This window comes from Blautia sp. ZXY-1-C6 (assembly GCF_056339875.1).
In genome coordinates, this window is record NZ_JBWJVQ010000183.1 from 1 (window position 1) to 23,487 (window position 23,487).

Sequence of the window (23,487 nt, forward strand, 5' to 3'; positions counted from 1 at the left end):
CCCATAATGTCATATCCGATTTCCCGTCCTGAATGTCTTAATTTTCTCAGAGAAACATCTGGATTTTTCCGGACAATTTCCCCTGTTGCAGCACTAATAGTTACAGCTACATCCATGATAGCTCCAAGTCCTGTCAGCATAATATCTGTCCAGAATATATCAGCGGAATTACTCATACTCCCCAGATATTCCAGATTAGAATAATCCAAATCTCCAAAAAACTGAATAGAAAATTCAAATAATGCCATGATCAGAAACAGTACGCATATGGTTGAAATAACAGAAGCCCATGTTTTTCTGTGGATTCCATTCAGACAGATCAGAGTTGTTATCGAAAAAAGAAAAGCAATTACATTGCAGATATTTAAGATATTTTCCCCTTTCATAAAAGCCTGAAATCCAAACGCGAATATAATTGTGTTCAATATCAGCGATATGATCGTATAGAATCCCTGTTTTCCTGTAATACAGATCAGAAGAAAAAACAGACCACCTGCCAGCAATGCCAGATAACCATCACGCTTTATGGAACGTATGGATTTCCCTGGATTTTCCCTTGAACCGCTTAAAAGGACCGTGTCTCCTTTGTGATATTTCTGATTCTGAACCTGAGACGTGGTATATTCATTAGAAATAGAAATCTCTTCCCCTTTATGGGTACCGTTTAATATACGCGCTGTAATTTTCTGAGTATAATAATACTCTTCTGCATCCCTAGTTCCTTTCCTACTCATTGTTTCCTTTTCTGTTACTGAAGATATCTTCGCCAGAGGCGTATGATAAAACCTGGCGTTAAAACAAGTAAATATAACACAGATAATATAGATGCCTGCTAAGAAATATTTCATCTGAAATGCATAAGATTTCATAGGATTTTTTTCTCCTTCTTAATAAAAAATATTGCAGCCTTAAAGATACTAATCAGTTACTTTTTATCGAAATAATATTTTACACTTTTTTAAATCCTAGTCAAGATATAAATTTGCAAATAATTTGCAAATGATTTGCGATATAAATTAAGAATACCCCTTAAATAGATATTTTTCATCTACTTAAGGGGTATCTGTTTCATTTCTATGGTCTGAGTTCCTTCATCCACACAAGCATTTCGCCTTCACCTCTGTTATTCCAGTAAGGATATGGGATTGCTGTAAGTTCTACGTCTTCCAGCTGTGGTTTCTGTCCGCTGTAAAGGCTGTCGGAAACGGAAGATTCTACAATTTTCTTTCCTTTTGCTTTCACTGTTATGATTCCGCCGAAGAGATCAGATTTTTCTTCTCTCAGAGGTGCATCTGTATCTACAAAGATTGCCGGGAGATTTTGAAAATTGTCGATTTCTTCCAGACAGTATACCAGTGGTCCGCGTACGATTGCTGCTTTTCCGGAATCTGCACGTACCTGTGGGTTTGCATAGATAAATTTGGCAGGTGCAGCAAAGCTTACCTCAATTTTAGTGTCTTTTTCTACATGAACTCTACGGTAGCCTTTTTCCGGTTCTTTGTTTTCTTCATATAATTTTCCGTCTACTTTTACCTGATAATCCTGTGCATAGTCCGGTACACGAAGCATCAGATTCATTCCGCCTGCCGGCACATTCTTTACTTCCAGACTGTAGGTACTTACCCATGGAAATTCTGTCTGAAGTTTCACGGAAATCTTGTCTTCATTCCAGTCAAGTTCTGTCTCATTGGATACGAAGAGATTCACATATAATTCTCTTTTTTCAGGTCTCTGTGAATAGACATACTGACCAAGAGATGCCAGTGTTCTGGCAATATTTGGAGGGCAGCATGCTACTCCAAACCATTTCTGGCGGATTGGTTTTACATGTTTCTTGGAGGTTCCTTCCATGCATGCAGGCGGCCATACCTCCAGAGGATTTACATAGAAGAAACTCTTTCCATCCAGCGCAATTCCTGCAAGAACCGTATTATATAATGCACGTTCTGCCACATCCATGTACTGGCTTTCTCCTGTAATCTGGGCCATTCTCAGACCAAACAGGGCAAGTCCGATGGATGCACAGCTTTCAGAATAGTTGTATTCGTTCGGCAAATCATAATCTACTGTAAAACGTTCCAGATGTCCGGAAGAACCGATTCCACCTGTAAGATACATACGTTTCTCTACAATATTATTCCATAAGTTTTTGCAGGCCTTCAGAAGTCCTTCATCCTGATAAGCCTCTGCCAGATCTGCCATTGCACAATACAGATAAACGGCACGTACTGCATGTCCTTCTGCTGTTGTCTGCTCTCTGACTGGTTTATGTGACTGAGAATATGCAGGTGTATAATCTGCAAATTCAGGAAAGATCATCTTGTAGTCCGGGCGGCTCATTTCTTTCATAAAATAATTTTCGCCAACACCTCTGGCATCTACGAAATATTTTGCCTGATCCATATATTTCTTATTTCCTGTTACACGTGCAAGTTTGATCAGTCCTATTTCTACTTCCTCATGTCCCGGATATCCGTGGATCTTGCCTTCTTCTGTTCCGAAAGTGTCGCAAATCAGATCTGCAAATTTACACATACAGTCCAGAAATTTTCTCTTTCCTGTTCCTTCATAGTAGGCAACTGCTGCTTCCATCAGATGTCCGGCTGTATATAATTCGTGTCCCTCGCAGAGATCTGTCCAACGTTTGTCCGGCTCTTTGATTGTAAAATAGGTATTGATGTATCCGTCCTCACACTGTGCATCTGCGATCAGGTCGATTACTTCATCTGCTGTTTTTTCCAGTACTTCATCCGGATAGCAGGCAAGGGAAAATCCTACTGCTTCCAGCCATTTTGCAACGTCTGTGTCCTGGAAAACTGCTCCGTAAAAATCACCTTTCGCTCTTCCTGCTGCGATTTTAAAGTTCTCCAGACAGTGGCTGGATTCTGCATCCGGGATTCTGTCATTCATTGCTTCCCACTGATACGGGATGATCGCATTTCTTACAAGGTCAACGTGTTTGGACCAGAATGAATCATGAATGGAAACTTTTTTTAAGTCCAGTGAATTTGCTCTCATATTTTATGTCTCCTTTTACTGTTTTTGATAGCAAATTAGAGCATGTCAGTTATTTTAAATATATTTCAGACACGCTCCAATTTGCATTCATATACTTATTATTTTTTGTTTTTTACGCTTTTACAGCTCCGTTTGTCAATCCACTGACAATGTATCTTTGCATAAAGATAAAGATTAATACAACAGGAGAAATTGCAATGATACCAAATGCCATTGTGGAGTTCCACAGTGTCTGATACTGCTGTACATAATTATAAATACTGGAAGTGATTGGTCTCATGTTCGGGTTTGTAATGAATGTAATACCATAAATCAGGTCGCCCCATGCATATACGAATGAGAATACTGCTGCAACCACCACACCCGGCTTTGCAATCGGAAGCATGATCAGGAAGAAGGATTTCCAGTATCCACAGCCGTCAATATTTGCCGCCTCATCCAGTTCCTTCGGGATGGACAGGAAATAGGTTCTCAGAATGATAATACTGAAAGGAATACCAAGTGTAGCATCTGCCAGGATTGGTGCCCAGTATGTATTTAACAGTCCGACTTTTGAGAACATGATATATAATGATGTCAGTACCAGAGTAGATGGAAGCATCTGTGTGATCAGGAAGAACAGGATCATGACTTTTTTTGCACGGAAGCGGAATCTTGCCAGACCATAAGATGCAGGTATGGATAAAACAGTGGAAATAATAGTTGCTCCAACAGCAATGATCGCACTGTTTTTGAATCCACGGAGTGTATCACCGGATGCGGAAAGCTGTGCTTTAAATGCATCAAGAGAGAGATTTCTCGGCCATAATGGTGTGGGAATCTCAAAGATTTCCACCTGTGTTTTTAATGCTGTAACTACCATCCAGTACAGAGGAAATATAAAAATCACAAAGATAATGAATCCGCATATAAAAGCGCCAATCTGACCTTTTTTCTGTTTTTTACCCATTACATGATCTCCTCCTCTTCATTGATTAATTTAATATAAAAGACTCCGACTACCAGCAGGATCAGGAACAGAATATTAGCTGCTGCCGCGCCTTTACTGAACTGGAATTCCTCAAAGGAAAGCCTGTATGCATAAGTGGAAACCAGTTCCGTAGAATTGATCGGTCCGCCTTTCGTCATAACCCATACAAGGTCGAATACTTTGAATGTATATACGAATCCTAATGTCAGAACGGACATAATCGCCGGTTTGATCATCGGAATTGTTACCATAACTAATGTCTGGATCTTGTTTGCACCATCCAGGCTGCAACTTTCATAAACTTCTGCCGGGATTGTGGTAAGTCCTGTGATCAGGAGCATCATATTAAACGGAATACCAATCCAGATGTTTGCTACAATGATAGCTACCATTGCAGACTTTGGATGTAAAAGCCATTCCATTGGCTGGTCGATGATATGTAGAGATACAAGGAACTGGTTGATAATACCGCCAGAACTTGCGAACATGAATTTGAAAAGAAGTCCTGCGACTGTTACCGGAAGCAGCCAGGAGATCATTGTCATACCTCTGAAGAAAGAACATCCGGCAAATTTCTTATTGAATAACAATGCCAGTGCAAAACCAATGATAAACTGGAAGAAAATAGAACCAACTGTAAAAATCAATGTATTTGCAATTGATTTAGTCAGGATAGAGTTACCACTGGTAAATAACTCGATATAGTTCTGTAATCCGACAAATACCTGATTGTCCGGCTGTGCGAAAGAATAAACATCTACATTCTTAAAACTTAAGATCAGGTTCTGGATCATAGGATAGCCTATAAAAACCATCATATAAATCGCTGCGGGAAGGGCGAACAGAAATCCCATCTTTGCCCCGCCGTTTAACTTTCTTTGTTTTTTCATTCTTCTGCCCCCTTAAAGTGGTAGTTAAAATACTGTCTGAAAATTCTGAACAACATCCATGAATAAGCCATGTATGGATATCTGTATGAGCAAATTCATGGATATTGTCCAGTTTCAGAAAGGAACGCCCCGCCTCACAAAGCGAGGCATTCTTTCCATTATATTTCATTTAATATTATTTCACTGCGTCTACTGCTGCCTGTGTATCTTTGGCTGCCTGTTCCGGAGTTTTGGCTGATGTCATAACTTCCTGGAAACCAGTCTGGATCGCACTTGAGTAGGATGGCCATGCAGCGCTTGGTCCTCTTGGAATGGATGTATCGATCTGTGTAAGGAACGCTTTCTGGATTGGATCATCTGTCCAGTAGGAATCTTTTGCTGCCTCTGTTTTTGGAGGATAGGAACCGTACTGTTTCATAGCGTCAACCATAACATCAGTCTGATCATAATATTTCAGGAATGCTTCAGCGCCTGAAGTATCATCTTTATTTACAACACCCATGTTTTCACCGCCAAGGATAGATGTTGCCTGTTCGGAATCTGCATCTTTCTTAGGAAGAACAGTTACACCGTAGTTTAAATCAGGAGCATTTGCTTCGATTCCGGGAATCTGCCATGGTCCGTTCTGCTGCATTGCAAGGTTTCCTGCCATAAAGTTATTGTTTACGTCTGATTGAGTCCAGTTTACACATTCTTTTGTCCAGGAACCGTCTTCGATCATTTCCTGCATTAATTTGTAAGCATCTACACCATCTTCAATGTCTGTATAAGATCCGCCTGCTGTGTAAAGCCACTGTAAGCACTGGAATGTACCTTCATCTGTGTTTGTTGCTGCATTTCCGAATCCGGATACTCCGTCTTTTGTCAGAGCTTTTGCCATTTCGTGGAATTCATCCCATGTAGTATTTTCATCCGGATAATCAATTCCTGCTGCATCAAACAGATCTTTGTTGTAGAACAGAGCGGTACAGTTTGTTGCAAATGGGATTCCATAATGTTTTCCGTCCAGCATTGTGGATTCCATCGGTCCTTCCATGTACTCGTCCCAGTTAATATCTGCATCGGAGATATCACCAAACAATCCTAACTGAATGAAAGATGCCATACCACAGCCATCAAGGATAACCAGATCTGGAAGTTCTCCTGATGCGATACCCAGTGTAAGCTGTTTCTCGTAATCTGCAAATGGTACATATACATGAGATGCTTCGTACTCATCCTGTGATGCATTAAATTCGTCAATTAATGACTGCATCATCTGTTTCTGTGCATCTGTTTCGAAATAATCCCAGATCACAACTTCCTTTTTGTCTGCTGCAGATGCGGTTACTGCTGTCGCTGCAAATAAAGTACTTGCACATGCCAGGGATAACGCCGCTGCTAACACTTTTTTCATCTTCATAAAAAAACCTCCCATATAATGATTTGTTTCAGCTCTTTTGCTGTTGAACTCATTATATGGGAGATTGTCCTTCTGGTTAATTCTAATAATTTAAGAAAGGTGGACTATTTTATTTTAGTGCATTATTTTATGGAATCGCTATAATATTCTCTGTACTGATAGATTAATTCTCCTGTACCAGGCTATACATCCTGTCAGTCAGCTTCTGTGCAATTGTTTCCCATTGCGGAACAGAAGTTCTGGAAACTGCATAATTCATCTGCTCCTCAAAGACTTTCATATCTTCATCTTCTGCTGCCATTTCCTTTGCAGCACTGATCTTCGCAGGAAGGATACTTGCAGACTTGCAGAACTTCAAAAGCTCTTCATTTTCCATACAATAGTTCAAAAACACCAGAGATCCTTCTGCATTTTTACCTTTAATAATAGTTATATTCTCTCCGCCCAGCACTGCCGCAGGTGAACCGTTCTCAGACAGTGATACAATTCCATAGTCTGTACCTGCCTCTTTCAGCATCGGCAAAACCCAGGGACCATTCTGCATCATAGCTGTTTTTCCCTCATTAAATTCTCTTGCCACATCTGTCTGTGTCAGATTGATGCAGTTTGCTGACATACTTCCGCTTTTCAGAAGTTCTGAAAAAAACTCAAAGGTTTCTGTCCATGGCAGTCCGTCAATTGCATCTACAGTACCGCCTGCTGATAAAATCCATGGAAGAATCTGAAATGCTCCCTGCTCTCCTTCCATACCACACATGAGAAATCCGCTTCTGTCTTTTGTGGTGAGTTTCTCCGCTGCTTCTTTTAACTCCTGCCAGTCAGACGGAGGCGTGACACCTGCCTCTTCCAATATATGTTTATTGTAAAACAATGCTGTACTGTTACAATTCAGAGGAAGTCCATAATACCGTTCCTCATATTTCACTGTATTAAGGATTGACTGATAATATTCCTCTTCCAGATTCCAGTTCTTTACCTGTTCTGTGATATCTTCGAACATTCCCAACCGGATCAGGGACGGTGTATCCGGATTGTCCAGGATTGCCATATCCGGAAGCTTATTCTCTGTATAAGCCGAAGACAGACCTTTTACAAAACCTGTCATAGGCACATATTCCCATTCTACTTCATATTCATTCTGAGACTGGTTAAAATTCTTTACCAGTTCATTCAATCCATTTCTCTGAGCCTGTGTTTCATAATAAGCCCAGATCACCAGATTTTCTTTTTGCTCTGCCACAGTTTTTTCCTTTTTTTCTTTTGATGCGTTATAACAGCCGCTAAACGACACGATTAACATTGCCAGAAAAAATATGCTGACTTTTTTCCATATATCTTTCATCCTCTTACTGTCCTTCTCTTTATCCTCCGCTCACTCGGGCGTGTCTGAAAAATCATTCAGGCAAAATGTCTGTCCTAATTTTTCTGTCTGTAATCACCGGGAGACATGCCAACCTCTTCTTTAAATACTCTGTTAAAATATTTCGGATCATTGTATCCAACCTGCTGTGCGATCGCATAAATCTTCTCGTCCGTACCTTTCAGAAGTCTCTTCGCCTGACTGATCCTGAACTGTTTTAAAAACGTTGAAAAATTAATTCCTACCTCTTTATTAAACAATGCACTTAAATATTCCGGTGTGATTTCCAGACGTTCTGCCAGCATATCCAGGGAAATATTTTCACTGTAATGTTCCCGAATAAAATTGATTGCACGGCGGATCGCATAATTACGGATATCTTCTTTCCTATCCTTAGATTCAATAATAATCTCCACTGCCTTTCTGAAAACTGCTTCCAGTTCACCCAGAGTCACCATTTCAGACGCTGCTCTCTCCAGATCCTGGTTCTGTAGCAGCTTATAGGCTTCCGGATTTACTTCATGACAGATATGTTCCAGAAATGCCAGCATTTTTTTATAGGTTTTTCTGATATACCGTGGACTGCATTTCATCTCTTTCGTATAGTTGATAAAAAAGTCCGTTTCTTTTCGCAAATGCTCTATGGCTGTCTCACACAAGGCTGTCTGCATCTGATTTTCCAGATGTATCGGATATTGAAATTCTTCTTCTGCAATCATTTCTGTTTTTTCTTCTGTGATAATCGTACGATAGCCAAGACGAATTCCGTACAAATAGCACTTTCTCAGTTTTTCAACAATATTCTGTATTTCCTCAGGCTGATCTGAGACAGCAAATGTCCATACTGGCTGATCTTCTTCTGTTATATTCTGGTATACTCTCCGATTCAGCTTTCTTTCAAGCTCCTCTTCTGTGATTTCTCCCTGAATTAACAAAAACATTTCCTGCGTATTTTCCAACGTAACATAAAAAAGCCTCATTTCAGGATAAGTCTCTTTCATTTTCTCCCACTGTCCGGTTAATGCCTGAGAATATTTCGGACTGGTATTTCCCGTATATCCTGCCACAACAAAAACTGGCTGATTTTCTGTAAAAATATGTTTTTCCTGAAGTTCCCGGCAAATATCTGTAATGTCATTACGTCCACCTGTCAGGATTTCTCTGAGCAGTCCTTCTGTTGTCTGAATGTTTTTTGCTTCTTCCTCATCCACTTTCTGCTGGATTTTGTCCAGAAGTTCTGTAACATCTTCAGGAGCCAACGGTTTGAGCAAATAATCATCTACACCATATCTGAGTGCTTTCTGCGCATATTCAAATTCCGAGTAACCACTGAGAATTACAAAATGGCAATGGTTTCCCTGCTTCACTGACTCCTGAAGCATCTCAAGACCATCCATCACCGGCATACGGATATCGGATATTACAAGCTGCGGATGATAGCGGTTGATCATCTCCAGTCCTTCTTTTCCGTTTTTTGCTTCTCCTACTACTGTATGCTGTGTATGTGAAGTAATCAGTCTGGAAATTCCCATACGGATTTTTATTTCATCTTCTACGATTAATATTCTCATTTTCTCTTTTCCTTAAATACTGTATTTTATATGAAACTGTCTTAAATGCATTATTTACAAGGACTGCTATAGGACAGGAAGACGCAGGGTGATCACAGTTCCCATACCTTCCATACTGCTGACATTCCAGGACGCTTTCTCACCGTAATACATATTCATTCTGGAAAAAGCATTATGAAGGCCGATGCTTCTTCCTTCATCCTTAATGGCTTCTTCTCTGTCATTATAACATTTCAACATGTCCTGTGGCATTCCTTTTCCATTATCCTCTATAATGATAACAATTCCCGGATCGTGCTGAGCCGGCATAATATCAATCTGAAGAAGTCCGCCGCTTTCCATTTCCTTAAACCCATGAATGATTGCATTTTCTACAAAGGGCTGAAGCAGTAGCTTATAAACCTTCCTGTCGTAAGTCTCCTCGTCTATATTCAGGCGATAGGCAAATGCATCATTAAAGCGCATCTGCTGCAGACTGATATATTTTTCCAACCAGTCTGCCAGTTCTCTTATGGTTACAATCTGGTTGCTCTTATTTACACTGTATCTGAGTATCACTCCCAGATTTCGGATCATTTTACTGATTTCATATTCCTCTTTCTCAATTGCCATCCAGTTAATGGAATCAAGAGTATTATACAGGAAATGTGGATTAATCTGGGCTTCCAGAGCACGAATTTCCGCATTCTTCTGATTCTCCTGTGCTTCTGTCACTTCCCGGATCAATTCCCGTACTTTCACTGTCATTTCATTAAAGTTATCCGTGATCGTACCAATCTCATCAAAAGACTGAACCGGAACCAGAACATCCAGATTTCCCTTCTTTACTTCCTGCATTCCCTGCACAACCGATTTTACGGATGCATCCATATTTCGTATTGTATAGATAATCAGAACAAGAGCAAAGCTTAAAAGCAATACCGTAATCCCAAGCTGCATTCCCTGTGTTCTAGTCACGTCCCGGAGCATATAATCTCTGTCATACGCATTGCAGAAGATCCATCCTGTATCTGCATCTTCATATTGATTCAGTGCTATTTTCTTATTTTTCAGATATCCGGAAACCTTTACAAATTCTTCTGTACTCAGATCCGGATTTATGGAAATACCTGTGAAGTCTTCATCCGGATAAGAAATTATTTCCTGCTTCTGATTCATAATAAAATTAATACTGTTATCCCGCTTTGTGCCGTTTCCGCAGATAGAGCTTAGTATACTCTGATCCACCGACATAACAACAGTAGCAATACTTCCTTTTTCCAGATCATCAAAGTCAAACAGTCTTTTGGAAATATGGAAAAAATGTCCGGGGTTTTCCCCTTCTTCAAATCTCATCGTATCAGACAGTACCATTCCCGGTGCATCTACAGCCTCACAGTAGGGTGGTGCCTGCCTCATATCTGAATAATTATTCCAGATTGTATTCAGAGAAGAATCTGTTTCAAAATCATATGTTACAGCTAATCCATCCGGACATATAATACTCAGGCAGCGGATCCCCGCATCGCTGTTGCGGTATTGTTTCATTCTTTTTACAATCTGGTTGTACGCTACTGCCTTATGTGTTTCCTGATCGTCAGTCAGTGCTGTCACGCTGTCGATCACCTGCTCATCTTTATATATCTGATATAACAGGTTTGTATATACTTCCATGTTCAGGTTTACACGTTCCGCAATCTGCGTCAGGTTACTGACCATCAGCTCATCAATCTTCTCCGTCATCTGTTTACGGTTTACCTGAAATGCAAAAATCTGTATCAGGAGCAACGGAATGATAGATGCCAGTGTAAATGCACATAGCAGCTTATGCCCCAGTTTCCAGCTGTTATAATGATCCAGTATTTTTTTCCATATCCCCATCTTCCACTTCTCCAATTAACTGCTCACAGCTGAACAGTTCTCTGACTGCATTTTCATATATCACACATTTCTCAGCCTTCTTAATCTTTTTGGCATATTTTTTACTGTTAGTAAACATAGGTGCCAGATAAGACCATAATTCTTTCATACGGAACAGAATATTTCTGTCTCCGGACAGGTCTTCACAATATTCATTGTACATCATATCATGAAATCTGCGGATTTCTTCCTTTGACGCAGGTGCACCGCCACGGATCTCTCTGGCAAGTGCAGGATTCTTCAGTGTTCCTCTGCCTGTCATAATGCAGTCCAGGGTCGGAAACATGTCCTGTAATCTGGTACAGTCCTTTGCTGTGACGATATCTCCGTTATAGCAAACCGGGCTCTTGGCCCGCTCCACCGCCTCCCCAAATGTTTCCAGACGTGGCGTATTTTTGTAATAGTCTTTCTGCACTCTTGCGTGAACAATTAACTCTTCCAGTGGATATTTATTATAAATCGTCAGCAGATCTTCAAATTCTTCCGGATCATCCATACCCAATCGAGTCTTGATGGAAATCTTCATATCACATTTACGGAAAATCTCATCCAGAAATTTGTCCAGTTCATCCGGTCTGTCCAGAAATCCTGCACCTCTGCCTTTTGTCACAACAGTCTTTGACGGACAGCCAAGGTTCAGATTCACTTCATTATAACCGTATTCCTGCAGTGTTTCCGCTGTCTGGATAAAATCCTCTGCATTCTTTGTCAAAATCTGGGGAACAGCATACATCCCCTCATTATTCTCAGGCATAATGTCTTTCTTTTCTCTGGTGCTGAGATGTCCTTTCTGGTTTGGAAGAATAAAAGGAATAAAATATTTGTCAAACCCTCCAAAGCAATTGTAAAGTGCCCTTCTGTATGTATATCCTGTAATTCCCTCAAGCGGGGCTAAATATATTTTCATGTGCTTCTCCTGTTATATTGTATTTAAGCAGATAAAATCATCCACTTCGCTGCGTAGTTCTACACCTGATAACTGCTGAGCAGTTTATTCGGTTAAATTCTTCATCCATTATACTGTAGTCATTCTGATTTCTCAATGCAGATTTGAAACATCCGCTGCAAAAATCAACACAAAAAGAGATACTCTTTTTGCAAGCATCTCTTTCAATAAATTTCTCTATCTTTTTCATTTATTCTATAAAACCTTACGGCCATTTACTGTCAGCTTAAAAGTTGTTCCAAGTATTTCCGCAGCTTTCCTGCAAAGCATCATACGCTCAAGGAAAATCTCAAAATAATCATACATGGAACAGATTTTTTCATCAATCTGTAGGTTCAGTGCAATTACTGATCTGTCTTCCGCAATCTTCAGCTTGGCGTCTGTAACTGCATAATTTACCCTGTCATGGATATCGTAAGCTGATCGTTCTTTCTGGCGCACGCGGCTTCTTCTTACATCTGTTTTATCTGCAATAATAAGTGCCGCTGAAACCACATCCTCAGGACTTCCTGTTGATTCATCATGATTACCGATGGCTGCTATCACTGTTATTCTGTCTTCCAAGGACATATCTGTTTCCTTCAGTAAATCATTTGCAAGCAGTGCACCATATTCTGCATGATGGGTTCTGTTAATGGCATTTCCGATATCATGCATATAACCGGCAATCTTTGCCAGCTCAATTTCATGTTCTGAATATCCCAGCCGTTTCAGTATCTTTCCTGCCTGATGTGCAACCTGCACGCAGTGTGCCTTTGAATGATCTGTAAAACCCAGCTGTCCCAGATTTGCATTTCCTTTCTGCAGATATGCATTAATTTCTTTGTTATTTGCTATTTCCTTGTACTTCAAATATTTCGCTCCCTTTACACATATATTCTGATACATAACTTTATTAAGCATAGCAGAGGAAAAGACACTCTGCCATCACACAATTGTACAGAACAGGTAAAATAATTGTAAAAAGGCTCAAAATTTTCTGGAAAAGCACCAACACCCTGTCCCGGACATAAACTATATAGAAATCCCCTTCGAGGTAGCGATTTGAAGGCCTTTCAAAAACCTTTGTCCATATCCCAGGAAAAATATTATCTTCAAAAATATCAGGAGGGTGATTCTCAGGCAAAGAATATCCTGATCGAGCATAATCTCCGGCTGGTAGCACATGTGGTCAAAAAATATCAGGGAACCGGTGAGGATACAGATGATCTGATCTCTATTGGAACCATCGGACTGATCAAGGCTGTCACAACCTTTAATCCCCAGAAGGCGTCCCGGTTATCCACCTATGCTGCCAGATGTATAGAAAATGAACTGCTGATGTATTTTCGTGCTAAGAAAAAGCATTCAAAAGAAGTGTCCCTATATGAACCCATAGGAACAGATAAAGAAGGAAATGAGATTAATCTGTTAGATGTGATCGAGAGTGCACCTGTAGATATTGTAGAAGACTGCTATATCCGTGAAAATACCGACTATCTTCTACGCTCTCTGAAAAAAGTCCTGTCAGATAAGGAATATCAGGTGATCTGCTGCAGATATGGGCTCTTTGGCATGGAGGAAGAAACTCAGCGGGAAATTGCCCGAAAACTGTGTATCAGCCGCTCTTATGTCTCCAGGATCGAAAAAACTGCTCTGCAAAAGCTTCGAGGCCTTTTCCCGCAAATGCAGTAAACGCAGCCAACAAATTTAACGTTGGCTGCGTTTATTAATCACTCTGCTCTTCTTAACAGATCGTAAACCTGGATTTCGGTTCCCAGGTCGATAAACAGCTTCTGCTGTGCATGAGGCGCGCTCTCCATGGAATTGCCTTCCTCATCATAAATTCCCTTCACAGTGACAGCTACATTCTGTCCGTCCGGTTTCATAATTTCAATTGTCTCACCTACAGAGAATTTATTTCTCTGAGTGATCTGCGCATAACCCCGTTCATCCACTGCCTCAGCAAATCCCAGATACGTATATTCCTTCTGATAAGTATTATTATCATAAATCTGTGTATTCTCATCCGGTTTTCCATAGAAGAATCCGGTTGTAAACTGTCTGTAGGTACAGTTGGAAATCTGTTCCTGGTACCATGGCATATTTGCCTGATATTTCTCAGGGCTCTCCATATAGTCGTCTATTGCCTTGCGGTAAGTTCTGGCAACTGTTGCAACATAGAGAGCGGTTTTCATACGGCCTTCTATCTTCAGACTGTCGATTCCGCTGTTAATGATATCGTCCATATGCTCGATCATGCAGAGATCCTTGGAATTAAAGATATAGGTTCCTCTTTCATTTTCAAATACCGGCATATATTCTCCCGGACGTTTCTCCTCAACAATGGAATATTTCCAGCGGCAGGGATGGGTACAGGCTCCCTGGTTGGCATCACGTCCTGCCAGATAATTACTGAGCAGACATCTTCCGGAATAAGAAATGCACATAGCACCATGGATGAATGTTTCAATCTCCATATCCTCCGGAATATGCTCTCTGATCTCTTTAATCTCCGCAAGCGAAAGCTCTCTGGCTGTTACCACACGCTTTGCTCCCAGATTATACCAGAAACGATATGTCTCATAGTTAGTATTGTTTGCCTGTGTACTGATATGGCGTTCGATTTCCGGGCATATTTCCTTTGCATACATATAGATTCCCGGGTCTGCAATGATCAGTGCATCCGGCTTCAGTTCTTTCAGTTCTGTCAGATATTCCCTCACACCCGGCAGATCATAATTATGGGCCAGAATATTTACAGTCACATAAACTTTCACTCCATGTTCATGGGCAAAAGCGATTCCTTCCTTCATATCTTCATGGGAAAAGTTCTTTGCTTTGGCACGAAGTCCAAAGGCTTCTCCACCGATATATACTGCATCTGCTCCGAAAATAACAGCAATCTTCAACACCTCAAGACTGCTAGCCGGAACCAGCAATTCTATTTTTCTCATATTGTTCACTCCTGTTTCACACTGACTGTAACTCCGTCTCCCAGGGGAATGATCGAAGTTATCAGGGATGGATTATGTTTCAGTTCATACAGATACTCACGCATTCTCTTATATATGGTTCTGTTTCTGCGCTCTACCAGATAATGGGACTCTATGATATCTCCCTCCTGAAGCACATTGTCAGAGATGAGAACACCGCCATTTTTCATAAGACGCATCACATCCGGAAGCCAGTTGATATACTGTCCCTTTGCAGCATCCATAAAAATCATGTCAAACGAATCTTCCAGTTCTTTTAATATCTGTCCTGCGTCTCCCTCAAGCAGAGTAATCTGCGCTTCCCGTCCGACTCTCCTGAAATTCTCTTTTGCGATGGGGATTCTCTTCTCATAATTCTCGATCGTTACGATTTCAAGATCCTCAGGACCATATTCACACATAAGAAGTGTGGAGAAGCCAATGGCTGTCCCCACCTCCAGAATACGCTTCGGCCGGTTTACAGCCAGAAACATTTTTATAAAGCTCTGCATTTCTCTCCGGATGATCGGCACCCGTTCCCTGATGGCATACTGCTCCAATTCTTCAAGAAACGGTGTATTTCCCATATCCAGTGAATTAATATAGGTACGCATCCGCTCGTCAACTATCACGAATCACTTACCCCTTCCTGTTCATCATCACCTGCCAGAATTCCCATGATACGATTAGGTGTATATGCTGTACTTAACAGATACGTTCCGGCCTGAAGCTTTCCATGATAAGTGGACAGTCTCTCCTGAACATAAAATACCGTTGCACTCTTGACCAGACCTTTTTTCTGAAGAGTTTTGGCAATCTTGTACAAGGAAGTATCTTCCTTGATCACCACTGTAACTTCCTGTCCTTCTCCGGGACTCATGGCCTGCTGATTAAAGACATCATGTCCAAACTGATAAGAAGCCTTTCCTACCCAGAAAAGTAAAACTATCACACATATATAAAGTACGATCTTAAAAAACGTTCCTGCAACAACAACACCTGCTGCACCTGCACGTTCTCTGGTATCACTCATAAGCTATTTCCTTTCTGTATGTCAGGCGGATAAAGTCATCCGCTCAGTTATCTGCTCACAGCAGGATAACTGTTTTACAGTTTATCTGCTCACATTCCCGGGACCTCTATATCAATACCTTCTCCCAGTTTTATACAGATTCTCTGCATCATTTTACACAAAGCAAGCTCCGCATCCAGATACGCATTCACTTCCGGGTGTCTGCGCAGCTCTGCGGATTCTTTTCCCATCTGCTCTACAACTTCAAACAGATTATCGGAATCACATTCATTCTGGACTTTATAATTATCTGCCCTGAATGTATCCACACGTGCCTTCAGTTCGGGCTTCTTTTTCAGGATATCACTCTGCTTCTGAAATTCCAGATATTCAGGGCTCTCCTTTATAGCCTCCAGAAGCCCTTTAATACTTTCCTCTATTGTATTTGGTTCCATTTTATGCCTCCATGATAATAGGCAGGATCATAGGACTTCTCTTGGTACGTTTCCATAAAAATTCACTGAGCGCATCCTTCACAACTGTCTTGATCTTGCCCCAGTCCGTAATATTACGTTCCAGACAAGAATCCAGTGCATTCTCTACCACTTCTCTTGCACCATCCATCAGATCCTCAGATTCCCTCACATATACGAAGCCTCTGGAAACAATGTCCGGTCCTGCAAGAATCACATTGCTGTGGCGTTCCAACGTAACCACAACGATCATAATTCCATCTTCTGCAAGATGCTGACGGTCACGAAGAACGATATTTCCTACATCTCCTACACCAAGTCCGTCTACCAGGATTGCTCCTGTGTGTACAGTGCCTGTTACTTGTGCACTCTGGCTGTCAAGCTCCAGAATATTTCCGGATGCAAGGACAAAGATATTCTCTTTGGGGATTCCAAGTTCCTCAACTACATTTTTCTGTGCGGTCAGATGTCTGTATTCACCATGAACAGGGATTGCATATTTCGGTTTTACCAGAGAATAGATCAGCTTGATTTCTTCCTGGCAGGCATGTCCGGAAACATGGACATCCTGGAAAATAACCTTCGCACCCTTCATGGAAAGCTCATTGATAACCTTGGATACCGCTTTCTCATTTCCCGGAATCGGATTGGAACTGAAAATAATAGTATCATTCGGTTTGATCACTATTTTCTTATGGATGTTTGCAGCCATACGGGAAAGAGCTGCCATGGATTCACCCTGACTTCCTGTTGTGATCAGCACTACCTGTTCATCCGGGTAATTCTTAACCTGATCGATCTCAATCAGAGTCTGATCCGGAATGCGAAGGTATCCAAGCTCTGCTGCAGTTGTGATAACATTTACCATACTGCGGCCCTCTACTGCAACCTTGCGTCCAAAACGATAAGCTGTGTTAATGATCTGCTGTACGCGGTCTACATTGGATGCAAAAGTGGCAATAATGATTCTGTTTGTCTTATATTCATTGAAAAGATTATCAAACACATGTCCCACAGAACGTTCAGACATGGTAAATCCGGTTCTCTCTGCATTAGTACTGTCACACATCAGTGCCAGTACTCCCTTTCTTCCAATCTCTGCAAAACGCTGCAAATCAATGGCATCTCCGAATACAGGAGTATAATCTACTTTAAAGTCGCCGGTATGCACTACGATGCCTGCCGGAGAATAGATCGCAAGTGCAGATGCATCCTGGATACTATGGTTTGTCTTGATAAATTCAATTGAAAAATCACCAAGATTAATGACCTGTCCATGCCTTACTTCCTTTAACTTGGTAGTATTGGTCATATTATGCTCTTTCAGCTTATTTGCAATAAGGGCAATGGTCAGCTTCGTGGAATAAACAGGGACATTTACATCTTTGAGTACATACGGCAGCGCACCGATATGGTCCTCATGTCCATGAGTGATCACAAAGCCTTTTACTTTGGAAATATTCTCTTTTAAATAGGTGACATCCGGAATGACAAGGTCAATTCCGAGCATATCATCTTCCGGGAAAGCAAGACCGCAGTCTACCACAACAATGCTGTCTTCATATTCAAATGCTGTGATATTCATTCCAATCTGTTCCAGACCACCCAGAGGAATGATCTTTAATTTAGATGTTGGTTTCTTCGGTCTGCGGGAAGAATTCTTTATCGCAGACTTAAATGGTACCTGTATTCCGTTCTTCTCTTTATCTGCCGGAGCCTTGCGGTCCTGCATTGGTTTTCTTCCATAAGAGTTTCTGTGCTGTGGTTTATATTTATAATTCTTCGGTCTGTTGTATGGCCTCTTCTGACCATGTCCGAACTGTCCGTCATGATTTTCACGCGCTTCATTATTAAACTGGTTGTTATTTTCGTTACTCAAGTACTACACCTCCATGCTACATTTCAAGGTCTACGTCATCTAACATTTGTTCAAATACTTTAAAAACAGCCTGCATCTCATCCTCGTCCTCGACCATTTCATAGCAGGCTTCCTGACTGTCATCCTCTGACACGTCTTTAAAAATATAGGCCGTCGCCTCATCATCCAGAGAATCAGATACCAGAAGATATGCAACTCCTCCGATCCTGGTCTGCTCCTCTACATAAAACTCCGCTTCTGTTCCGTCCTCAAGCTGAAATTTAATTTTCTCCATCTTATTAATCTCCTAACAGGACAGGGAATCCAGATATCCCTGCAAAATAAAAACAGCAGCCAGCTGATCCAGATACTGCTTGCGGTTCTCTCTGCGCACACTGGCTTCCATTAAAGTACGATTGGCTTCTACTGTTGTCAGACGCTCGTCCCACATGATCACTTCAAGACCTGTACGTGTCTCCAGCATTTCTTTAAATTCCAGTGATTTTTGGGCACGTTCTCCAATCGTATTGTTCATGTTCTTCGGATATCCAAGCACGATCTTCTCCACGTGATATTCCGAAACAAGTTCTTCAATACGGGCAAGTGTCTGGCGCAGGTGGTTCTCCTGTTTACGCCAGATCGTCTCTACACCCTGAGCGGTGATCCCCAGCGGATCACTGATGGCTACACCGACTGTTTTTGATCCATAATCTAATCCCAGAATTCTCATATCAGCGTTCCCAGGATTTGTTCTTAATATACTCGTTTAAAAGTTCCTCTACCAGTTCGTCGCGCTCTACCTTCATGATCATGCTTCTTGCGCCCTTGTGACTGGTAATATAAGTAGGATCTCCGGACATAATATATCCAACGATCTGATTGACCGGATTGTATCCTTTCTCATCCATTGCTGTGTAAACGAGATCCAGAACTTCTTTTACCTGAAGCTCCTGGTCTGGTTTTGTTCTGAAATATTGGGTATTACCCAGATTGTTCTCTGCCATTTTATTCACGTCCTTACCTGATTTATTGTCGCAAAGCCTTCTTAGTAATTCTGCTTTGCTATGTATTGCAAATTTCGTATACAATACACATATTTTCTTCTATATTTTAATATAATTTCACGTATTGTGCAACCGCAAATTTATTGATGATTATTCGTTACTGTTCACACACGTTACTGTTCACTCCGTTCTCAGTAACATAGCCAAAATTCATTCCAGATTGCCTGCGGCAATGGAATTTTGGCTTGTATGTCTCGGGATTTTGGCATATTCATGCCAAAACACCTCGCGGGATAGTGGTGTGTGAACAGTAACTCACACACCACTATTCCGCTGAGAATGAAGTGAACTGTAACTATTCTACTCCCAGAACCTCACCTGTTAATGTATGTTCTTCCAGGAATTCTTCAGCTTTTACAGTAATGATGTCATTCACACTGTAGTTGTCCTGTTTTTTCACTGCTGTTTTAATATATTCCATACTGTGGCCGATATACCACTGCTCTCCGTTAATCTCTACTTCTTCCTCAAGAAGTACTTTCAGTTTACCGCCGAGCATGGATTTCTCATATTCTTTCGCATGCTGTTCATTTAAAGCAAGCATCTTGTCACTTCTGACCGCTTTCTGTGCTTCAGTGAGCTGTCCGGACATGGCTGCAGCCTTTGTTCCATGGCGGCGGGAATATTTGAAAATATGAGTTTCATAAAAATGAATACTCTCTACGAAATCATAGGAATCCTGAAAATCTTCTTCTGTTTCCATCGGAAAACCAACGATCACATCTGTGGTAAGTGCAGGATTTCCCAGATATTTTCTCAGAAGCCCGCATTTCTCTGCATATTCTGCGCTTCTGTATCTGCGATTCATTCGCTCCAGTGTGGTATCACATCCGCTCTGCAGGGACAGATGGAAATGCGGACACATTTTCGGCAATGCGGCAATGCTCTGCACAAATTCTTCTGTGATGATTCCCGGTTCCAGGGAGCCCAGACGGATTCGTTCGATTCCTTCTACCTCATGTACTGCCCGGATCAGGGAAAGCAGTGTTTCTTTCTCTTCTGCCGGGAAATCTACACCATAAGAGCTTAAATGAATTCCTGTCAGAACAACTTCCTTGTATCCTTTTGCTGCAAGTGCATGAACCTCATCCATTACATGCGCGATCTTACGGCTTCTGACACGACCTCTTGCATAAGGAATGATACAGTAAGTACAGAATTGATTACAGCCGTCCTGAACTTTGATATATGCGCGTACATGCTCTGCTGTATGATCAATTGCCAGTTCTTCATATTCTTTTGTCTGGTTGATCTTGAGCACATGTTTCTGTTTGGTGTGCTGTTGCTCATATTCCTCGAGTACCTGGACAATATTTCCCTTCTGATTGTTTCCAAGGATCAGGTCTACAGCCTCATCTTTATCCAGTTTCCCTTCATCTGTCTGTACATAACATCCGGCTGCGATCACGATAGCATCCGGGTTCATTTTCTTTGCTTTGTGCAGCATCTGTCTGGATTTACGGTCTGCAATGTTGGTTACTGTACAGGTATTAATTAAATATACATCAGCCCCCGGTTCAAAAGGTACGATCTCGTAGCCCGCTTCTTCCAGAAGCTGCTGCATGGCTTCTACTTCATAGGCGTTTACTTTACATCCTAAGTTGTGAAGTGCAACTTTTTTTCCCATTCTTTCCTCCTAATTGATTTTTCTGTTTTTATAATTCTATACCTGCATACTCATTTTCTGTAGTCTGGACTTTGTATACATGCTGACATTTCGAAAACTTATATGCTTACAGAATAGATTTTGTTTTCGCTTTAGTTATTGTTCATTTTCTACAAAACAGTCTGATATTTTAGCACTGTTCTACATTTTCACTAAATCTTTCTGGAAATTTTATCCGTTTTCACCTTGACTTTTATGGTCTCTGCCGTTAAGATGAAAACTGTAAGCTGACAGACAATCAGGTCAGCAAATAACTATTATTAAGGGAGGTTCTCATAATGAAAACAGTTAAAATTTCACTGAACTCTATCGATAAAGTGAAAGCGTTCGTTAATGAAATCAGCAAATTCGACTGCGATTTCGATTTAGTATCCGGAAGATATGTAATCGACGCAAAATCTATCATGGGTATTTTCAGCCTTGATTTATCCAAACCAATCGATTTAAACATCCACGCTGATGGCGCTGCTCTTGATACCGTTATGGCAATCGTAGGCAAATACGTTACAGAATAATTTTTTCGCAGTCATTGAGGAACTGTTTACCAGTTCCTCTTTTTTTGTATACCAGAGTTTCAAGTTCAAACATAAGGAAGTAGCGTCAGCAGATTCCGAATGTTTGTAATCGATATTAATCAATCTCAATAATCTCAACAGTCTCCAGCGCTGTCTTCATGAGTTCGTCAATTTTTTCTTCCAGTTTTGTTTCAGAACGGTGGATCACGTTCAGGTTTGGTTTGGTAACCGGATGTTTTGCCACGAAAATAGTACAACAGTCTTCGAATGGCTGAATGGATGTTTCATAGGTTCCGATTTCCCAGGATCTTTCTACGATTTCCTGTTTGTCGAATCCGATAACCGGACGGTATACAGGGAGTGTGCAGACTTCGTTTGTTGCTGCAAGGCTCTGCAGGGTCTGGCTGGCAACCTGACCGATGCTTTCTCCAGTGATCAGACCGAGACATCTGCTTTCTTTTGCGAAATGCTCTGCAATACGCATCATGTAACGACGCATAATGATAGTCAGCTCATCGTGCGGACACTGGTCGTAAATATAGAGCTGGATATCTGTGAAGTTTACCACATGGAGGCGAATCGGTCCACTGTATTTTGCTACCTGTTTTGCCAAGTCTACAACTTTCTGTTTTGCTCTTTCGCTTGTGTATGGCGGAGCGTGGAAATATACAGCGTCAATCTTAACACCACGTTTTGCGATCATGTAACCTGCTACCGGGCTGTCGATTCCGCCAGAAAGGAGAAGCATAGCTTTTCCGTTTGTGCCGATTGGCATTCCGCCTGCGCCTTTGATGGTCTGGGAATATACATAGATCTTGTCTCGGATTTCTACGGAAAGAGTCAGGTCCGGTTCATGTACATCTACGCTTGCATCCGGAAACTCATCCAGGATACGACCGCCGAGTTCTGCACTAACTTCCATGGATGTGATCGGATAAGATTTCTTTGCTCTTCTTGTATATACTTTGAAACTTCCGTCGTAGTTCGGATGGCAGTTCTTCATGTAGGAAACTACGTCCTTTGCCATCTGCTCGAATCCCTGATCTTCGTAGATCACTACAGGGCAGATTCCAACAATACCGAATACATGCTGCAAGGCTTCTACAGTTTCATCATAGTCATACTGCTCCGGGCAGAATACATAGATTCTTCCCTGTTCTTTCTTTACTTCAAACTCACCTTCTACTTTGGAAAGGGCGATGTTCATCTGCTTTACAAGGGCATCTTCGAAGATGTATCTGTTCTTGCCCTTGATGGCGATTTCTGCGTATTTTATTAAAAATGCGTGGAATATCATTTGTTTCTCCTTCTCTTATTTTGCTTATAATAAATTGTTTTATATAATATTAGAATTAATATTTTTCTGGATTTAATATCTGTAATTTTCAAATAGAATTCATATAAATGCTATTAACAACCTTTTCAAATATTCCTGAGCTTATCTCAGGTTCCATTCCAAATATCACTTATAACTATTATTTGTTATCTGCGTGCATAGCGTTTCAGCATCGGCAGTACTTCATTCAGAACTTCTAGGCAGTAGTCAACTTCTTCGAATGTATTCTCCTCTGAGAAGCTGATACGTACAGTGTTCTCGATCTGTGCATTGCTCATTCCCATTGCTGAAAGTGTTGCGCTTGGTTTTCTCTTATGGCTGGAGCATGCGCTTCCTGCTGATACGTAAATGTTTCTGTCCTCTAAGGTATGAAGCAATACCTCGCTTCTGATTCCCAGAAAGCTGACGCTTAAGATATGCGGTGCGCCTTCTCTGACAGGCATTCCGTTGATTACTACATCGTCAATCTTAGAAAGTCCTTCTGCCATGCGTTCTTTGAGCTGGTAAAGATGCTCTTTCTCGTCAAAAATGCTTTGTACATCGATCTCTGCTG

At 41.2% G+C, this 23,487-nt stretch carries 23 protein-coding genes; 2 read left to right on the forward strand and 21 right to left on the reverse strand.

Translation table 11 applies throughout. From position 1 onward, the window contains the following. The 10 genes from AC075J_RS10115 to AC075J_RS10160 all read right to left on the reverse strand — a co-directional run. Positions 1-734: YibE/F family protein (locus tag AC075J_RS10115; RefSeq protein ID WP_476390293.1), on the reverse strand; the 734-nt coding region annotated here is incomplete at its 3' end. A gap of 340 nt (positions 735-1,074) precedes the next feature. Next, complete coding sequence (locus tag AC075J_RS10120; RefSeq protein WP_195999118.1) at positions 1,075-3,018, reverse strand: glycoside hydrolase family 127 protein; 1,944 nt, start codon at positions 3,016-3,018, stop codon at positions 1,075-1,077. A 112-nt stretch (positions 3,019-3,130) separates the two neighbouring features. Continuing rightward, positions 3,131-3,967: a carbohydrate ABC transporter permease gene (locus AC075J_RS10125; RefSeq protein ID WP_195999117.1), complete on the reverse strand. Its 837-nt coding sequence runs from the start codon at positions 3,965-3,967 to the stop codon at positions 3,131-3,133. Then, positions 3,967-4,878, reverse strand: a complete 912-nt coding sequence (locus AC075J_RS10130; protein ID WP_019162407.1) for a carbohydrate ABC transporter permease — start codon at positions 4,876-4,878, stop codon at positions 3,967-3,969. Before AC075J_RS10130 ends, AC075J_RS10125 begins: the two co-directional genes overlap by 1 nt. 175 nt (positions 4,879-5,053) lie before the next feature. Beyond that, the gene (locus tag AC075J_RS10135; protein ID WP_019162408.1) at positions 5,054-6,280 is read right to left on the reverse strand and encodes an ABC transporter substrate-binding protein; all 1,227 of its coding nucleotides are present in this window, start codon (positions 6,278-6,280) and stop codon (positions 5,054-5,056) included. 163 nt (positions 6,281-6,443) lie between these two features. Continuing rightward, positions 6,444-7,622 (reverse strand): sugar ABC transporter substrate-binding protein, encoded by a 1,179-nt coding sequence (locus AC075J_RS10140; RefSeq protein WP_271728642.1) that lies wholly within the window; start codon positions 7,620-7,622, stop codon positions 6,444-6,446. A 74-nt stretch (positions 7,623-7,696) separates the two neighbouring features. Further along, entirely contained in the window at positions 7,697-9,211 is a 1,515-nt protein-coding gene (locus tag AC075J_RS10145; RefSeq protein ID WP_195999116.1) for a response regulator, read from the reverse strand. A 66-nt stretch (positions 9,212-9,277) separates the two neighbouring features. Beyond that, positions 9,278-11,071 carry a cache domain-containing sensor histidine kinase gene (locus AC075J_RS10150; RefSeq protein ID WP_195999115.1) on the reverse strand — a complete coding sequence of 598 codons (1,794 nt, stop codon included), beginning with the start codon at positions 11,069-11,071 and terminating at the stop codon, positions 9,278-9,280. Further along, positions 11,037-12,017, reverse strand: a complete 981-nt coding sequence (locus tag AC075J_RS10155) for a tRNA dihydrouridine synthase (RefSeq protein ID WP_195999114.1) — start codon at positions 12,015-12,017, stop codon at positions 11,037-11,039. The genes AC075J_RS10150 and AC075J_RS10155 overlap by 35 nt, the downstream gene beginning before the upstream one ends. 234 nt (positions 12,018-12,251) lie before the next feature. Continuing rightward, positions 12,252-12,944: an HD domain-containing protein gene (locus tag AC075J_RS10160; RefSeq protein WP_165858281.1), complete on the reverse strand. Its 693-nt coding sequence runs from the start codon at positions 12,942-12,944 to the stop codon at positions 12,252-12,254. Positions 12,945-13,100: 156 nt separating this feature from the next. Between AC075J_RS10160 and sigK the strand changes: the two genes are divergently transcribed. Continuing rightward, on the forward strand, positions 13,101-13,730 hold the full coding sequence (sigK, locus tag AC075J_RS10165; protein ID WP_022381225.1) for an RNA polymerase sporulation sigma factor SigK: 630 nt from the start codon (positions 13,101-13,103) through the stop codon (positions 13,728-13,730). A 38-nt stretch (positions 13,731-13,768) separates the two neighbouring features. Here the strand turns inward: sigK and AC075J_RS10170 are convergent, their stop codons facing one another. The 9 genes from AC075J_RS10170 to mtaB form a co-directional block, all read right to left on the reverse strand. Continuing rightward, positions 13,769-14,992, reverse strand: a complete 1,224-nt coding sequence (locus AC075J_RS10170; protein WP_020994100.1) for a peptidase U32 family protein — start codon at positions 14,990-14,992, stop codon at positions 13,769-13,771. 5 nt (positions 14,993-14,997) lie between these two features. Continuing rightward, positions 14,998-15,642 (reverse strand): O-methyltransferase, encoded by a 645-nt coding sequence (locus tag AC075J_RS10175; RefSeq protein WP_173701182.1) that lies wholly within the window; start codon positions 15,640-15,642, stop codon positions 14,998-15,000. Further along, entirely contained in the window at positions 15,639-16,043 is a 405-nt protein-coding gene (locus AC075J_RS10180; RefSeq protein WP_008707419.1) for an endolytic transglycosylase MltG, read from the reverse strand. The genes AC075J_RS10175 and AC075J_RS10180 overlap by 4 nt, the downstream gene beginning before the upstream one ends. An 89-nt stretch (positions 16,044-16,132) precedes the next feature. Next, a complete protein-coding gene (locus AC075J_RS10185; RefSeq protein ID WP_022381223.1) occupies positions 16,133-16,477 on the reverse strand; it encodes a YlbF/YmcA family competence regulator in 345 nt (114 codons plus the stop codon). 1 nt (position 16,478) lies between these two features. Beyond that, positions 16,479-18,227, reverse strand: coding sequence for a ribonuclease J (locus AC075J_RS10190; RefSeq protein ID WP_226852876.1), 1,749 nt, complete (start codon positions 18,225-18,227; stop codon positions 16,479-16,481). Between the two features lie 163 nt (positions 18,228-18,390). Then, positions 18,391-18,648, reverse strand: coding sequence for a DUF1292 domain-containing protein (locus AC075J_RS10195; protein WP_022381221.1), 258 nt, complete (start codon positions 18,646-18,648; stop codon positions 18,391-18,393). Between the two features lie 12 nt (positions 18,649-18,660). Continuing rightward, the gene (gene ruvX / locus AC075J_RS10200) at positions 18,661-19,083 is read right to left on the reverse strand and encodes a Holliday junction resolvase RuvX (protein WP_025579194.1); all 423 of its coding nucleotides are present in this window, start codon (positions 19,081-19,083) and stop codon (positions 18,661-18,663) included. A gap of 1 nt (position 19,084) precedes the next feature. Then, on the reverse strand, positions 19,085-19,357 hold the full coding sequence (locus tag AC075J_RS10205; RefSeq protein ID WP_020994102.1) for an IreB family regulatory phosphoprotein: 273 nt from the start codon (positions 19,355-19,357) through the stop codon (positions 19,085-19,087). A gap of 355 nt (positions 19,358-19,712) precedes the next feature. Further along, on the reverse strand, positions 19,713-21,044 hold the full coding sequence (gene mtaB / locus AC075J_RS10210; RefSeq protein WP_055058743.1) for a tRNA (N(6)-L-threonylcarbamoyladenosine(37)-C(2))-methylthiotransferase MtaB: 1,332 nt from the start codon (positions 21,042-21,044) through the stop codon (positions 19,713-19,715). A 317-nt stretch (positions 21,045-21,361) separates the two neighbouring features. Between mtaB and AC075J_RS10215 the strand changes: the two genes are divergently transcribed. Continuing rightward, positions 21,362-21,598 carry an HPr family phosphocarrier protein gene (locus AC075J_RS10215; RefSeq protein WP_008707401.1) on the forward strand — a complete coding sequence of 79 codons (237 nt, stop codon included), beginning with the start codon at positions 21,362-21,364 and terminating at the stop codon, positions 21,596-21,598. Positions 21,599-21,713: 115 nt separating this feature from the next. Here the strand turns inward: AC075J_RS10215 and thiI are convergent, their stop codons facing one another. Beyond that, positions 21,714-22,895 carry a tRNA uracil 4-sulfurtransferase ThiI gene (gene thiI, locus AC075J_RS10220; protein ID WP_055052522.1) on the reverse strand — a complete coding sequence of 394 codons (1,182 nt, stop codon included), beginning with the start codon at positions 22,893-22,895 and terminating at the stop codon, positions 21,714-21,716. Between the two features lie 185 nt (positions 22,896-23,080). Then, positions 23,081-23,487: aminotransferase class V-fold PLP-dependent enzyme (locus tag AC075J_RS10225; RefSeq protein ID WP_476390294.1), on the reverse strand; the 407-nt coding region annotated here is incomplete at its 5' end.

What these genes read in the sequence shown, in the direction of transcription:
- AC075J_RS10120 (WP_195999118.1), bottom strand. Translation starts at nt 3,018, where the DNA reads ATGAGAGCAAATTCACTGGACTTAAAAAAAGTTTCCATTCATGATTCA.
- AC075J_RS10125 (WP_195999117.1), bottom strand. Translation starts at nt 3,967, where the DNA reads ATGGGTAAAAAACAGAAAAAAGGTCAGATTGGCGCTTTTATATGCGGA.
- AC075J_RS10130 (WP_019162407.1), bottom strand. Translation starts at nt 4,878, where the DNA reads ATGAAAAAACAAAGAAAGTTAAACGGCGGGGCAAAGATGGGATTTCTG.
- AC075J_RS10135 (WP_019162408.1), bottom strand. Translation starts at nt 6,280, where the DNA reads ATGAAGATGAAAAAAGTGTTAGCAGCGGCGTTATCCCTGGCATGTGCA.
- AC075J_RS10140 (WP_271728642.1), bottom strand. Translation starts at nt 7,622, where the DNA reads ATGAAAGATATATGGAAAAAAGTCAGCATATTTTTTCTGGCAATGTTA.
- AC075J_RS10145 (WP_195999116.1), bottom strand. Translation starts at nt 9,211, where the DNA reads ATGAGAATATTAATCGTAGAAGATGAAATAAAAATCCGTATGGGAATT.
- AC075J_RS10150 (WP_195999115.1), bottom strand. Translation starts at nt 11,071, where the DNA reads ATGGGGATATGGAAAAAAATACTGGATCATTATAACAGCTGGAAACTG.
- AC075J_RS10155 (WP_195999114.1), bottom strand. Translation starts at nt 12,017, where the DNA reads ATGAAAATATATTTAGCCCCGCTTGAGGGAATTACAGGATATACATAC.
- AC075J_RS10160 (WP_165858281.1), bottom strand. Translation starts at nt 12,944, where the DNA reads ATGTATCAGAATATATGTGTAAAGGGAGCGAAATATTTGAAGTACAAG.
- AC075J_RS10170 (WP_020994100.1), bottom strand. Translation starts at nt 14,992, where the DNA reads ATGAGAAAAATAGAATTGCTGGTTCCGGCTAGCAGTCTTGAGGTGTTG.
- AC075J_RS10180 (WP_008707419.1), bottom strand. Translation starts at nt 16,043, where the DNA reads ATGAGTGATACCAGAGAACGTGCAGGTGCAGCAGGTGTTGTTGTTGCA.
- AC075J_RS10185 (WP_022381223.1), bottom strand. Translation starts at nt 16,477, where the DNA reads ATGGAACCAAATACAATAGAGGAAAGTATTAAAGGGCTTCTGGAGGCT.
- AC075J_RS10190 (WP_226852876.1), bottom strand. Translation starts at nt 18,227, where the DNA reads ATGCAGGACCGCAAGGCTCCGGCAGATAAAGAGAAGAACGGAATACAG.
- AC075J_RS10195 (WP_022381221.1), bottom strand. Translation starts at nt 18,648, where the DNA reads ATGGAGAAAATTAAATTTCAGCTTGAGGACGGAACAGAAGCGGAGTTT.
- ruvX (WP_025579194.1), bottom strand. Translation starts at nt 19,083, where the DNA reads ATGAGAATTCTGGGATTAGATTATGGATCAAAAACAGTCGGTGTAGCC.
- AC075J_RS10205 (WP_020994102.1), bottom strand. Translation starts at nt 19,357, where the DNA reads ATGGCAGAGAACAATCTGGGTAATACCCAATATTTCAGAACAAAACCA.
- mtaB (WP_055058743.1), bottom strand. Translation starts at nt 21,044, where the DNA reads ATGGGAAAAAAAGTTGCACTTCACAACTTAGGATGTAAAGTAAACGCC.
- AC075J_RS10215 (WP_008707401.1), top strand. Translation starts at nt 21,362, where the DNA reads ATGAAAACAGTTAAAATTTCACTGAACTCTATCGATAAAGTGAAAGCG.
- thiI (WP_055052522.1), bottom strand. Translation starts at nt 22,895, where the DNA reads ATGATATTCCACGCATTTTTAATAAAATACGCAGAAATCGCCATCAAG.